Annotated in this window: 11 protein-coding genes; all 11 read left to right on the forward strand. The window is 48.5% G+C overall.

The genetic code is table 11. The features are described 5' to 3' along the window. Nucleotides 1-6: 6 nt before the first annotated feature. The 11 genes from Q7P68_RS07560 to Q7P68_RS07610 all read left to right on the forward strand — a co-directional run bounded on the left by Q7P68_RS07560 (nt 7) and on the right by Q7P68_RS07610 (nt 13441). Nucleotides 7-648 (forward strand): hypothetical protein, encoded by a 642-nt coding sequence (locus Q7P68_RS07560; protein ID WP_304224510.1) that lies wholly within the window; start codon nt 7-9, stop codon nt 646-648. Continuing rightward, nucleotides 645-1559, forward strand: a complete 915-nt coding sequence (locus tag Q7P68_RS07565; protein WP_304224511.1) for a hypothetical protein — start codon at nt 645-647, stop codon at nt 1557-1559. Before Q7P68_RS07560 ends, Q7P68_RS07565 begins: the two co-directional genes overlap by 4 nt. A 63-nt stretch (nt 1560-1622) precedes the next feature. After that, nucleotides 1623-1934 (forward strand): ATP-dependent Clp protease adapter ClpS, encoded by a 312-nt coding sequence (gene clpS / locus Q7P68_RS07570; RefSeq protein ID WP_304224512.1) that lies wholly within the window; start codon nt 1623-1625, stop codon nt 1932-1934. Nucleotides 1935-2110: 176 nt separating this feature from the next. Next, the gene (gene clpA, locus Q7P68_RS07575) at nt 2111-4504 is read left to right on the forward strand and encodes an ATP-dependent Clp protease ATP-binding subunit ClpA (RefSeq protein WP_304224513.1); all 2394 of its coding nucleotides are present in this window, start codon (nt 2111-2113) and stop codon (nt 4502-4504) included. Between the two features lies 1 nt (nt 4505). Beyond that, nucleotides 4506-5282, forward strand: coding sequence for a leucyl/phenylalanyl-tRNA--protein transferase (aat, locus tag Q7P68_RS07580; RefSeq protein WP_304224514.1), 777 nt, complete (start codon nt 4506-4508; stop codon nt 5280-5282). A gap of 32 nt (nt 5283-5314) precedes the next feature. Continuing rightward, on the forward strand, nt 5315-6331 hold the full coding sequence (locus Q7P68_RS07585) for a sugar ABC transporter substrate-binding protein (RefSeq protein ID WP_304224515.1): 1017 nt from the start codon (nt 5315-5317) through the stop codon (nt 6329-6331). Beyond that, nucleotides 6328-7803 (forward strand): sensor histidine kinase, encoded by a 1476-nt coding sequence (locus Q7P68_RS07590; RefSeq protein ID WP_304224516.1) that lies wholly within the window; start codon nt 6328-6330, stop codon nt 7801-7803. Before Q7P68_RS07585 ends, Q7P68_RS07590 begins: the two co-directional genes overlap by 4 nt. Next, nucleotides 7800-9359, forward strand: a complete 1560-nt coding sequence (locus Q7P68_RS07595) for a response regulator (protein ID WP_304224517.1) — start codon at nt 7800-7802, stop codon at nt 9357-9359. Before Q7P68_RS07590 ends, Q7P68_RS07595 begins: the two co-directional genes overlap by 4 nt. Continuing rightward, entirely contained in the window at nt 9356-10399 is a 1044-nt protein-coding gene (locus Q7P68_RS07600; protein ID WP_304224518.1) for a substrate-binding domain-containing protein, read from the forward strand. Before Q7P68_RS07595 ends, Q7P68_RS07600 begins: the two co-directional genes overlap by 4 nt. Before the next feature lie 225 nt (nt 10400-10624). Continuing rightward, nucleotides 10625-11734 (forward strand): sugar ABC transporter substrate-binding protein, encoded by a 1110-nt coding sequence (locus tag Q7P68_RS07605; RefSeq protein ID WP_304224519.1) that lies wholly within the window; start codon nt 10625-10627, stop codon nt 11732-11734. A 180-nt stretch (nt 11735-11914) separates the two neighbouring features. Continuing rightward, nucleotides 11915-13441: a sugar ABC transporter ATP-binding protein gene (locus Q7P68_RS07610; protein WP_304224520.1), complete on the forward strand. Its 1527-nt coding sequence runs from the start codon at nt 11915-11917 to the stop codon at nt 13439-13441.

Below are 13441 nucleotides of genomic sequence, written 5' to 3' on the forward strand. Positions count from 1 at the left end.
GCTTTTATGATCTGGGGCGAATATGCCCCCCGTGTCTGGTTGCAGAGCAGCGCTTCCAGCGCTTACCATTCGGTATCACAGGAATTGCAAAGCCTTATTAACGATGCAGAGTCACGGCGCATCCCTGAAAATCTTGTACTCGACAAACTCAAAGAAGGGGCGGCAAAACGGGTTCCCCCGCAACAGCTCCTGCAGGCCCTGAGGACTGAAATTGATCGATTAACCATAGCAATGCAGCTTCTGCAAAAGGGTAGCCCTGTTCAAAATGCGCAGTTAGAGTCCCTGCTTAAAAGTTTGTCTTTGCTGCTACAAGGAGGTGTACTGGTGGACACCATAGATGCGGTCATTGACTATGCCGTCATGTTAGAAAAAAGCTCCAGTCGGGCCGTCAACGCCCTTTCATCGGCTTTTAGAATCATTGCCATAGCCCAGGCTCCGGCGGAGCTATTGCGGCCACTTTCAGAGTGTCTCGTTCGCAGCAACCTTTCGGAGTCCCAGTTCCCCCAGTTACAATCCTTTGCAGTTCGCGCCAAAAGCCGGCAAGTCCTCGGAGAAAACATGATAAAACTCATTATAGGAAGTTTGGACGGGGGCTACGGATTAGTTGGCCTGGATCGGGAGCTGCAAAAAAGGAGTCAGCGCCCATGAAAAAATATAGCGGAATTGTCTTATTATTTTTATTAACAATCATTTATCAGCCTCAGAGCCTTAATGCAGAACTGGTATTAAAACCCGGTGCAGGTTTTGGAGCTCAGGACCAATCGTTTGCTGAACCAAGCCTTTTTTACGGTGGGCAGGCTGGTTTTTCCGCTGACATCAATCTAGGAACCGAATGCCTTGTGAGCCTCAGCGGATCACTAGACGGAACCTGGTGGCAAAAACCATCAGCAAGCCAGTTTAACGCTCAGGGCGGAGTTGATTTTTCCCTTGCTCAGGACTTCTGGGTTTACAAAGCAGGACTTTCGGGCTCCTTTGGGGAAGACCAGCTTGCAGATACGGGTGCCTCAGGCAACATCCAATTCAGCCTGGCCGGCATCCGCAATGGTGCCACCGTGTCTTATCAAATTGATGGCTCTGTTCTTTTTAATGTTGGCCAAACTCTGACCATCGATTACTTTGGCGGGATTTCCGCTTCTTTGCTCTGGGGAGAGACGGTGGTAAAACCCGGCTTTGCTCTGTATACCAGTATGGCATCCTCTGGGTTCACATCATATTCGGTGAGTCCAAAACTTGGGCTGTCTTGGTATCCCGCCTTTCCTATTGCTCTCGATATTGTGCTTCTCTATGAAAGAAATCTCCTTGAACCAGGCGATTCACTGCAAATAAATACAGACTTTTCGATGCAGCCAGTGCCGATATTCGGTGTCAGTCTATCCCATGAGGCTTCTATGAGCAGCACTGGATATACCGGTACGGTATGGGGCGAGTTCCGTTTCAATCTTTATGCTTCCCTATGTTGTACAAGCTGGTGGTATGTATCAGGCAGCATGGATTACACAGAATTTTTGGATACCAATACTGGGTGGAAACTCAGTACTGGTGTAGGATTCCGCTTCTAAACCCGTTGTTTTATACCCTATTTTTAGCTATCTTTATTGGTAGAAATAGTAGGGGTTCGATGAATGTCAAAACGCATGAGTTTGGGTACCCTGTTAAAACCTAAACAGGAACAGAAGCTGCAGGAACCAGAACAGTACCGGGTAGTGTTGCTCAACGATGACTATACCACCATGGATTTTGTAGTAGCTGTACTGATGATGGTTTTCCATAAGGATGAAACAGAAGCCCAACGAATCATGCTGGATGTTCATAAGAAGGGAAGGGGTGTGGTCGGTATATATCCCTGGGATATTGCAACCACCAAGGCTGAACAAGTTCATAGCCTTGCCCGTCAGGCCGAATTCCCCCTACGCTGTCTTGTAGAGAAAGCTTAAGCATTTAAGCCAATTTCAAAAGTCTGTCACTTTTGAAATTGGCTTTGCGATTGCTTGCGGTTGCATGCTATTTTATATAAAAAGCATGCAACCGTTGCGCCAAATCGTGAATTTTAAGGTAGTTCTTTCAAAACTCCCTGAGTTTTGAAAGAACCTCATTTTACAGGAGTTAGTTTATGCAGATAAGCCGCCATGTGCAGGCTATAATAAATGCCGCTTACAACGAAGCCAAGGTCCGGAACCACGAATACCTTACCCCGGAACACATACTCTATGCCGCGCTGGCCTTTGAAGAAGTTCAGCAGGTACTCGCTGCCTGCGGGGCAGACCTTAACCAGATTAAGAGCGGCATGGAAAACTATTTTGAGCAAAAAGTTCCGGTTGTACAAAATATGGAACCTACCCAAACTGTAGGTTTCCAGAGCGTCCTGGAACGGGCGGTACTCCAGAGTCAGTCAGCCCAAAAACAAGAGCTCGATGTGGCAGATATTCTGGTATCCCTGTATGACGAAGAACGCAACTATTGCGCCTACTACCTCAGAAAAGCCGGTGTAAAGCGTATCGATTTGCTTGAGGTCCTTTCCCACGGAATCCGTTTCGGTGAAGAATCAGAGGAAGATGCCCCTGATAATATGGACCCATCAGCTTCTGGTTCCTGGAAAGAAAAAAACGACGAAAATGCCGAAGATTCAGAAAGTGAAGGCGGTATCGAACCGGAGCCCCGAATACGGCCGGCTCGGAAAAGCGCCCTGGAGCGCTTTACTACCGACCTCACCGCCCTCGCCCGGGAAGGAAAGCTTGAGCCGGTTATCGGCCGGGAACATGAACTTGACCGGACCGTGCAGGTCCTCTGCCGGCGGCTTAAAAACAATCCTATCCATGTGGGCGATTCGGGGGTAGGAAAAACAGCTATTACCGAGGGACTCGCCCAGCGCATAGTGGCTGGCAATGTGCCGCCAACTTTAAAGGATTTTTCAATTTACGCCCTTGATATGGGAGCCTTGGTAGCGGGCACCAAATACCGGGGTGATTTTGAGGAACGGATAAAAAAGGTGGTTGATGAAATCCTGAAAAAGGAAAAGGCTATCCTTTTTATCGATGAAATTCACACCCTCGTGGGAGCCGGAGCAACCTCAGGCGGGTCATTGGACGCGTCGAACCTCTTAAAGCCTGCCCTGACCTCCGGAAAAATCCGCTGTATCGGTTCCACGACCCACGAGGAATACACCAAGTATTTTGATAAAGACCGGGCCCTCTCCCGGCGTTTCCAGAAAATCGATATTAATGAACCAAGCGAAGCGGACGCAATCGCCATACTCAAGGGGCTTCGCCACAAATATGAAGAATTCCACCGGGTCCGCTACACCGATGCGGCCTTGGAAACGGCGGTGCGGCTTTCTGCGCAGTTTATCACCGAGCGGCGCCTCCCCGACAAGGCTATTGATGTTATTGACGAAGCGGGGGCCTTCGCCCGGATACAGGCCTTCAAGGCCCGGGAAGAACAGGGAGTAAGGGCCGACATAGCACTACCTGAAAACATTGGCGATCCCTTCCCGGATGAAAGCTCCGATGCTGACTTTATAGAAATTGATGTTCCCCAGATAGAAACTGTGGTAGCCCGGATTGCCCGTATTCCTGAGCGGACCGTTGGGGAAAGCGAAAAGGATAAACTGCGGTTCCTGGAAAAACGTCTTAAGGAGCGCATCTTCGGCCAGGATGCGGCTGTTGAAGCCGTGGTCCGGGCGGTTAAACAGTCCCGGGCAGGGTTCCGTTCTCCCAACAAGCCTGTAGCAAACTTCCTTTTTGTGGGACCCACCGGGGTCGGCAAGACCGAACTTGCCCGGAGCCTGGCGGATGTGCTGGGGATCGCCATGCACCGTTTTGATATGAGCGAATACCAGGAAAAACATACGGTGAGCCGCCTTATCGGGTCCCCGCCAGGCTATGTGGGCTACGAAGAGGGTGGCCTTTTGACCGATGCGGTCCGGAAACAGCCCCATGCGGTAGTTCTCCTGGATGAAATAGAAAAAGCTCATCCTGATATTTACAATATATTGCTCCAGATTATGGACTATGCCACCCTGACGGACAACAACGGCAGAAAGGCCGACTTCCGCAATGTGGTGTTCATTATGACCAGCAATGCGGGAGCCCGGGATATCGGCAAGAGCCTTATTGGGTTCGGCGAGCGAATCCTGGACGAAGCCGTCGTGGACGGCGCTGTGGAGCGAATATTTACCCCCGAATTCCGCAACCGTCTTGATGCGGTGGTGCGCTTCGGACACCTGAACCAGGACATAGTGGCTTCCATTGTTCGCAAGGAATTGGACCTGTTCCGCCAGCAGCTTGCCGAAAAGAAGGTGGTGCTCGAGGTCACCGAATCCTGCATCATGGCCCTTGCACGGGACGGATACAGCCGTGAATTTGGGGCTCGGAATGTATCTCGCTTAATAGAAGATAAAATTAAGAGCTTCTTTGTAGACGAGGTCCTCTTTGGCAAGCTCTCCTCCGGAGGTATTGCCAAGGCGGATTGGATCGACGATGCTTACAAGATAGAGGTGGTTTCTTAAAATGCAATTGGTTAAGTGGTCAGAGTTTTTCTCAGATCCGGGCCCGGATCTGCCTTATTTAGACGAAACACAACGGTATTTCTTTCCCAATCCATCGAGATGTGGAGATATTATATTTATCGGAGGCAACCTATCGCCGGGTATGTTGCTTTCGGCCTATGAGCAGGGAATTTTTCCCTGGTATGACCCCGAAGGTCCCATCATTTGGCAGTCTCCGGATCCCCGCTTTGTTATCTATCCAGAAACCCTCCATATTTCAGAATCAATGCGAAAAATCTTGAAAAAGCACCTTTTTACCATACGTTTTGATACCGATTTTGAAGGGGTTATCCGTAATTGTGCTTCTGTACCCCGACCGGGACAGTATGGAACCTGGATCGGCGAAGATATAATAGAAGCCTATACCAAATTGCACCATCTTGGATGGGCTCACAGCGCTGAAGCCTACCTCGATGGCCATCTTGTGGGTGGCTGCTATGGTATTCGGATCGGAAAGGTGTTTTGCGGGGAATCCATGTTTGCCTTGTATCCGAATGCTTCTAAGGCAGCCTTCCTGACCCTGGCCACAAACCTTTTTAATGACGAAGTGCAATTTATTGACTGTCAGGTTCCAACAGCCCATCTGCGTAGCCTTGGCGGCCAGATGCTGTCCCGACCGGACTTTCTTATGCTGCTTGATAATGCTCTTTTTTTACGGACCGTAATGGATCGAAAGCAAGAGCAAGATCAGGCTGACCGCCGAGGTTCTTGGACAAATCGCTATACAGAAATTTTCTAGCCTTTACTGCCCTGGCATGCTACAATACGCCCATGCGGAAGAACAGGTTCAGCCTTTTTTTGCTTATTGCCTTTGGTACTGCCCTAGCTTTTACAACAGCTTTAAACATCTTTTTGATAGGCAAAAGCAGAGAAGAACTGGGCAGATCGGTACTGCGCAATCCTGCATCTTTAAAAACAGTTAAAAAACATTTTATTGCCATACTGCCCGCCATTTCCGATCCCTTTTTCATAAACCTGTTTTATGGAATCCAGCAAGGATCTACCAAAGAAACCGCAGGGCTTGAGCTGTTATCCTATTCTCCCGAAGTCGAGGTAAATCAGTTTTTTCTTTCCGCTGAAGCCTATCGTTTTTTTGATATAGCCTTACGGTCCAAGCCCGATGGCATTGTCATGTATTTCCCGCCGGGCAGTGATATTAAAAGCTTTTCAGACAAGGCACAGGATAAACAAATTCCCTTTGTCCCTATCGCAATGGACCAACCTGTCCAAGGGATTCCCGCTTTAGTGACCAGCGATTCCTTTGTACAGGGTTCGGAGGCGGTCAGTGTAGCCCTGGGCCTGCTTGGCAAGGATGCCCGCATCGGCGTAATTCTGCCTGCGGGGAATCCTAATTCATTCATCCTTTCAGAAGAACCCTTTTTGAACGGCGCAATCTTTGAGATTAACCGGAGGCAGCAGGGCAAAATTGTCGCCGCCGAACGGGAAGAGGAAAACATACTGGGGGGCGAGGATGTCTGCACCACCATGCTCCAGCGTTTTCCCGAATTGAACTGTTTCATCTGCACCAGCGCCCGCAGTACGGTAAGCGCTGCCCAGGTTATTATAGACCGGGGCATGGTGGGTAAAATTGTCATTATTGGATCAGATGAAGATTTGGATGTGGCCCGGTTGCTAGAAAAAGGTGTTATTCAGGCTACCGTTGTCAGGGATGCTATTAAAATGGGGGAAACCGCAGTCCTCTCCCTTTCCCAAAAGGGCGTTATGTCCAAGTTTGCTCCCATCAGCAAAGTTTCAACCTACACTAAATATGGAAAGACCACAAAATGATGAAACACCGTCTGCGGAACCGCATTGTGCTTAACTCCATGGTGATCCTCTTTATTCTTTCTGTGGTAATGATATACACAGCCATATCATCCATGGAACTGTCCCGGAGTTTCGACCTGCTTCTGCAGAACAATCTTGTTCTCAAGGATATACGCAAAAACCTGGATGAGACCCAGAAGAACCTTACCGCATATCTGCGGGCAAAAAACTCCGAGTCCCTTAAGGAATATATCCGGTATGCCTCCAACCTGCAGGTTTTAGCGGGGAAATTGAACCGGGAAATAAAGGACGACCAACTCCTGCTTTTGGAGCGGAACCTAGCCATACTGCTCGATAATTATCTCGTGTCCACCGACAATGCGGTACAAGCAAAGCGAGGTCGTAACGTTGCAGTTTATGTGGGCCAATACGACGAAGCAAAAAAAAGCGAAGGGCTCATCAAATTCCTTTTGGAAAAAATGAACACCCTCTACCTGGATGAAGCCCTGTCTTCGTTCATGGGGTATCGGAATAATATAAGCCTGGTTTTGTTCCTCAATTTGCTGCTTATCCTGCTCGCCTTCCTGGTGAGTTCCATTTTTATGATGCGATATTCATCAATCATAACTGAGCCTCTGGAACATCTTTCAGAAACGGTTAAGGCGGTTGAACGGGGCGACTATTCTTATAATCTACCACCCTATGAAGATGATGATGAGATCGGCACCTTGAACCAGGCCTTTAAGCGTATGCAGAAAAGCATACAGAATGCCTTTGAAGAACTCAATAAAAAGGCGGAGCTCGAAAAACTGCTTTTAGAACAGAAAATGCAGATGCTCGACTACCAGCACAAATTAAAAGATGCGGAGCTCCTTGCCCTGCAAACCCAGATTAACCCCCATTTTCTTTACAACACCCTTTCGGCGGGCTGGCAGCTTGCCCTGGCAGAACAGGATGAGACTACCGCCGAATTTCTGGAGAAGCTTGCGGACTTTATCCGCTATGTGCTTAAACCTACCAACCGTTTTGTGCCTATTGCGGAAGAACTGGACTGTGCGCAAAAATACATTTGGCTCTTAAAGCTTCGCTTTGCTGATCGGTACCAATTTGATATTGATGTTGATGAACGGGCGCTGGTCTATGAAACCCCCGCCTTAGTTTTGCAGCCTCTGATAGAAAACGCCATCACCCATGGCCTCCATGACCTTGAGCAGGGTGGCCGGGTTTCCATTTCCGTCCAATTGGATGATGCGGGCCGGTTTATCCGCCTCGCCGTGGCCGATACGGGCAAGGGAATGAAAAAGGACGATATCGAAGCTGCTATGAAGGCCGCCAAACTGGATGATAATTCTGAACATAGCGGCATCGGACTCTTTAATGTGATACGCCGGGTCACCCTTTCTACCGCAGGCCGCGGTCACGTTGCCATAGAAAGTACCGAAGGCCAGGGCAGCAAGGTTATTATTAGTATTCCCATGGAGCTGCACGGATGAAACGAATTCTCATCGTAGATGATGAACAACCCATTATATCAGGGCTGAGTCTTGTCATAAAACGGTATTTCGCAGATGAGTATACTATTGTCGGCAGCGCCGCATCGGGCCGGGAAGCTATAGAAAAAGCACGAGACCTGGTACCAGATATTGTCCTTATGGATGTACAGATGCCGGGAATATCGGGGTTAGAGGCTATCAAGTCGATAAGCTCCTTAGGTGGTTCAAAGGCCTTTGTCTTAATCACCGCCTATGAACGGTTCGACATCGCCCGGGAAGCCCTCAGCCTCGGCGTGTGCGACTATATCTTAAAACCCGTTTCCCGGGAACGGCTGGAAATAGCCCTGCATTCCGCCGCTCAATATGTGGATCGCAGCAGGGAACTGGAAAAACTTAAGCTCCAGCTGGCAGAGCAGGACCATCAAGCTGCTCCACTTATTAAAGACGCTTTTTTTTATCGCATTAAGAACGGCATTCCCTACCAGCGGGAGCTCTCGATAATCCGGAAAACCTTGAATCTGCAATCTGAAGATGCGGCGATTGTTATTGCCTTTATTCGTGCTTCTGATGATGAACCTGTGGCAGGTCTTTATAAACGATTGTCAGAATATGTCCAATATAAGACTGAGGCCCTGATAGGCAGCCTGGAAGAAGGGCAGTATGCCCCCATCCTCGTTTCTCTTAAAAAGCAGGATACTGAAAGGCTGCAAAATGTACTGCAAAATCTTGAATTGGCCTTTGCATCCGAAATAAATCTGGGGAGGCTGTCTCTGTTCCCTGGAGAAATTCTCCCTCTGGAATCGCTCCATGATTCTTGGGATACAGCGTTGAACCAAATACTTCTTCAGCCAAAGGCTCTACAGACGAACGAGCCTTTGATCTGGCCGCCCGGATTGGAACGAGAGCTTGCGTCTGCAGCCAGGGATGCGAATCTGGGACAGATCCAGCGGATTTATGAAACTATTTTAGAGCAGCTTATGGTCCGGGGCTTCCATGGCAGCGAAGACCTCTATCGGTTCCTCGGAATTATTTCCCTCATAGTTGGACAGTTAGCTGAATCGGCATCCCTGTCAGAGCAAGAAATAAAACAATTGCTTGACTATCGGGAGCTTATTTCTCTGTGGGAACACAAGTTCATTTCTTCTTTTTTAGAAAGAGCCAGGGAAAAGCTCTCCCGAATCTTGGAGAGGGCGAGAGAAAAGAGAAAAATTTCACCGACCGCAAAACGAGCCCTCCAGTATATGGAAAACCACTTTGCAGAACCAATCAGCCTTGAACAGGTGGCAGAAATTCTCGGGATTGCGCCTGCCAGCCTATCCCGGCTTTTTTCGGAAGAGCTGGGAACCGGTTTTGCCCGTACCCTCATTGAGTACCGGCTTAAACGGGCTAAGGAACTGCTCCGCCAGGACAACCTTTCGATAAAGGATGTCAGTAATGCCTGCGGTTACCAGGACCCAAACTATTTTACCCGTCTTTTTAAAAACTGGATTGGAATGACTCCCACAGAATATGTTGAATTCCTGAGACAAAATCCAGAAGGAGCAGATAGGCTATGAAACGAATCCTTGTTGGTTTTGGCCTCCTTGTTATTGCATGCACTGTAACTATTTCGTGCACTCGAAATGCTAAAAAATCGGATACCTATAAGCCGGTCATCGGCCTTTCTCTGGACTCCCTTGTGGTAGAGCGCTGGCGTCGCGATGTGGACAGCTTTACCCGCGCTGCTACCGATTTGGATGCCTCGGTAAAACTCCGGGTTGCAAACCAGGATGCGGAAACCCAAATTGCCCAGATTAAAAGCCTTGTAGATTCTGGAATTGATGTGCTTGTGGTTATCCCTAACCATGCGGACAAATTAACCGATATCTGCCGGTCTGTTGTGCGCAGGCATATTCCCGTCATTAGTTACGACCGGCTTGTAAACCGGGCTAATGTGGACCTTTATATTTCATTTGACAACGAAGAGGTCGGTTCTCTCATGGCAAGCGCAGCCCTGTCTGCAAAGCCTGAGGGCAACTATGTTATTATTAATGGAGCTATAACTGATAATAACGCCTATATGATCAACAAGGGCTATCACAAGGTGATGGATCCCCAAATTGCTGCAGGTAAAATCAATCTTATTAAAGAAATATGGCCCTCCGACTGGATAAGCGATGAAGTAAAATCTCGGTTTGAACAATTACTGTCGGAAGAAAAAAACATAGATGTGGTTCTCTGCGGAAACGATATGCTGGCAGAAACAGTGATAGGTGTGCTTTCGGAAAACCGGATGCTGGGAAAAACACTCGTCCTCGGTCAGGATGCGGAGCTTTCCGCCTGCCAGCGGGTTGCAGAAGGGAGCCAATTTGCAACGATTTACAAACCTATCGAACGGCTGTCGCTCAAGGCTGCCGCTCTGGCGGTTATGCTTGCGAAGGGAGAAAAGCTTCCCGCCACATCGACTATATTTGATGGTTTATATAATGTTCCCTATGTTAAACTCGAACCTATTCTCGTAACCAAGGACACTCTGGAGAAAACAGTAATCAAGGACGGTTTTCATAGCTATCAAGATGTATTCAGGAATGTTCCCAATCATAAAAAGAAGGAATAGCTGGTCTCAAACCAGGATAAATTTGACTCTCTTGTATGTTAAAAAAGTGCTATTTGGTTTGTAGTACATAAAATATTAAAAAATACCAGAAAAATGCAAATTCTTTCCTGATGCGGGATTCTAAAAACCGGGAGACACTGGTACTCGGCAGGGGGCTGGTTCAGCTGCCCTGTCACTGCAGTTCTTAGTAACTGCAGATAAAAAGTCCCCATGTAGGAGGAAGCAATGAAACTGGTACGTGGTTTGTTCATTGCACTGCTCTCTGTAGCCGTTATCGGCGGTGTGTTTGCAAGTGGCCAGGGCGAAGCTGGCAAGACCCAGGTTGGTATCGTTCTGCCGACCAAGGATGAGCCCCGCTGGATTCAGGACCAGACCCGGTTCATGGATGCCCTAAAGGCTGCTGGTTTTTCCGCCAACGTTCTGTTCAGCCAGGGCGATTCTGCCAAGGAAAAATCAAATGTCGAATCCCTGATCAGCCAGGGTATTAAAGTTCTGGTTATCTGCCCCCATGACAGTGCTGCCGCAGCTGCTGCTGCCGACCTCGCTGCTAAGGCAGGTGTAAAGGTCATTTCCTATGACCGGCTTATCACCGGAACCACCTCTGTTGATTACTATGTAACCTTCGACAGCGTCCAGGTTGGTGCCGCTTGGGGTGATTACCTCAATTCCAAGGTTCCCGCCGGTTCCAAGAACAACAACCTCTATATCTATGCTGGTGCTGCTTCTGACAACAACGCCTTCCTGTTCTTCGAAGGTGCCTGGAGCAAGCTGCAGCCCAAGATTGCTGACGGAACCTATATCGTTCGCAACTCCGACAAGGCTGTCGCCCTTAAAGATAAGGCTAAACTGACCCGCGATGAAATGGCCCAGATCATTGGCCAGGTTACCACCAACTGGAACTTCAACGATGCGAAGAGCAAGGCTGAAGCGAACCTGACCGCTGTTGACGCCGATGCCAAGGGCACCGTATACATCTGCGCCCCCAACGATGGTACCGCCCGGGCTATCGCTGATGCATTCGCCGCTGACAAGGCTGTGACCAAGTACTACATCACCGGCCAGGATGCTGAAATCGCGTCCATCCAGTACATCATCGATGGCAAACAGTCCATGACCGTCCTTAAGGACGTCCGCACCCTGGTTCAGGATGCTATCAATGCAGCAATTGCCTATATGAAGGGCCAGACTCCTCCTGTTACCGCCTACTATAACAACGGCAAGAAGGATGTTCCTGCAAAGCCCACCGCTATCGTGACCGTAACCAAAGAGAATGTAAAGAAAGAAATCATTGATTCCGGTTACTGGCCCGCTGACAAGTTTACCGGCCTGAAATAAATAACCGGTACAAATCAGCCCTGTAGGCGCTGCTTACAGGGTTTGCAGCCTGAGCCTGCTGTGGCAGGCTTGTTTTTAGGGCTGCATGAAAGTCTGGGAATGTGGTTGTCCGGAGAAACAAAAGAGGATCTCCGGACAATCCATTGTTTGGCTTTTAATACATTATGAGCAGGTAATCCAATGAGCGAATCCATACTGGAAATGCAGCATATCACCAAAACCTTTCCCGGGGTACGGGCTCTCAGCGATGTCACCTTTTCGGTAGCAAAGGGAGAAATACATTGCCTCGTTGGTGAGAATGGAGCTGGTAAGTCAACCCTGATGAAAATTTTAAGCGGTGTTTATCCACATCACGAATTTCAGGGAAAAATTATTTTTGATGGAAAGGAAGTAAAATTTAACGGCATCCATGACAGCGAGGAAGCCGGTATCGGAATTATCTATCAGGAACTGGCCCTGGTTCCGGAAATGATGGTCTATGAAAATGTGCTCCTTGGTCATGAAATAAAACGGGGCTTTACCATAGATACCCATGAAATGATAAAAGAAACGGAGCTTTTGCTTGAACGGGTTCACCTTAAGGTTAATCCCACCACTAAAATTAAGGACCTGGGAATCGGAAAACAACAGCTTGTAGAAATTGCGAAAGCTCTCAGTAAAAATGTAAAATTGCTGATTCTGGACGAACCCACCGCAGCCTTGAACGAAGACGACTGCGAAAACCTATTGAATATTATCCGGGAACTCAAGAGTCAGGGTGTAACCTGCATCATGATTTCCCATAAACTTAAAGAAGTACTGAGCATTGCGGATACCATTACGGTCCTCCGGGACGGCAAGACAATCTGCACCATGGACCGGGAAAAGGACAAGGTCACCGAACAGGTGCTGATCAAGCACATGGTTGGCCGGTCTATCGAAAATATTTATCCTAAACGCAATTCCCGAATTTGGGATGATGTGGTTATCGAAGTAAAGAACTGGACCGCTTTTGATCCTAAGCTGGGCCGTACGGTTCTTAAAAATGTCAATTTCAAGATCCGGCGGGGCGAAATTGTAGGTCTCGCGGGCCTCATGGGTTCTGGCCGCACTGAGCTTGCCCGCAGCCTTTTTGGGAATCCCGACGGTTACGAGATTTCCGGAGAGCTGGTGTTCAAGGGCAAGAGCCAGCGATTCAATCACCCGGCAGAAGCAATCGAGGCTGGTATGGCCTATGCCTCAGAAGACCGGAAACGAAATGGTCTTGTGTTAATACAGCCCATTAAGACCAATATAACCATGGCAAACCTGGAAGAAGTGGCAACAAAACAGGGCGTTATTATTGATGAAAAGGAAATCCAGGTTGCTTCCGAATACGTCAAGGATATGACGATTAAAACCCCCAGTATTCAGCAGTTAGTGCTGAATCTGTCCGGCGGCAACCAGCAGAAAGTTTCAGTTGCCAAATGGCTTTTTGCTAAACCAGATCTGCTCATTCTAGATGAACCCACCCGAGGTATCGATGTGGGTGCGAAATATGAAATCTACACCCTCATGAATGAGCTTGTAGCCCGGGGCATGAGCATCCTTATGATTTCGTCGGAATTGCCAGAGGTGCTCGGGATGAGCGACCGGGTCTATGTCGTAGCCAACGGACAAATAACCGGTGAATTGCCGATCAGCGAAGCCACCCAAGAACGTGTCATGGAACTCGCTACCCAATATTAG

This window comes from Gracilinema caldarium (assembly GCF_029265695.1).
GTDB lineage: Bacteria > Spirochaetota > Spirochaetia > Treponematales > Breznakiellaceae > Gracilinema > Gracilinema caldarium_A.

What these genes read in the sequence shown, in the direction of transcription:
- Q7P68_RS07605 (WP_304224519.1), top strand. Translation starts at nt 10,625, where the DNA reads ATGAAACTGGTACGTGGTTTGTTCATTGCACTGCTCTCTGTAGCCGTT.
- clpA (WP_304224513.1), top strand. Translation starts at nt 2,111, where the DNA reads ATGCAGATAAGCCGCCATGTGCAGGCTATAATAAATGCCGCTTACAAC.
- Q7P68_RS07595 (WP_304224517.1), top strand. Translation starts at nt 7,800, where the DNA reads ATGAAACGAATTCTCATCGTAGATGATGAACAACCCATTATATCAGGG.
- Q7P68_RS07585 (WP_304224515.1), top strand. Translation starts at nt 5,315, where the DNA reads ATGCGGAAGAACAGGTTCAGCCTTTTTTTGCTTATTGCCTTTGGTACT.
- Q7P68_RS07610 (WP_304224520.1), top strand. Translation starts at nt 11,915, where the DNA reads ATGAGCGAATCCATACTGGAAATGCAGCATATCACCAAAACCTTTCCC.
- clpS (WP_304224512.1), top strand. Translation starts at nt 1,623, where the DNA reads ATGTCAAAACGCATGAGTTTGGGTACCCTGTTAAAACCTAAACAGGAA.
- Q7P68_RS07560 (WP_304224510.1), top strand. Translation starts at nt 7, where the DNA reads ATGATCTGGGGCGAATATGCCCCCCGTGTCTGGTTGCAGAGCAGCGCT.
- aat (WP_304224514.1), top strand. Translation starts at nt 4,506, where the DNA reads ATGCAATTGGTTAAGTGGTCAGAGTTTTTCTCAGATCCGGGCCCGGAT.
- Q7P68_RS07565 (WP_304224511.1), top strand. Translation starts at nt 645, where the DNA reads ATGAAAAAATATAGCGGAATTGTCTTATTATTTTTATTAACAATCATT.
- Q7P68_RS07590 (WP_304224516.1), top strand. Translation starts at nt 6,328, where the DNA reads ATGATGAAACACCGTCTGCGGAACCGCATTGTGCTTAACTCCATGGTG.
- Q7P68_RS07600 (WP_304224518.1), top strand. Translation starts at nt 9,356, where the DNA reads ATGAAACGAATCCTTGTTGGTTTTGGCCTCCTTGTTATTGCATGCACT.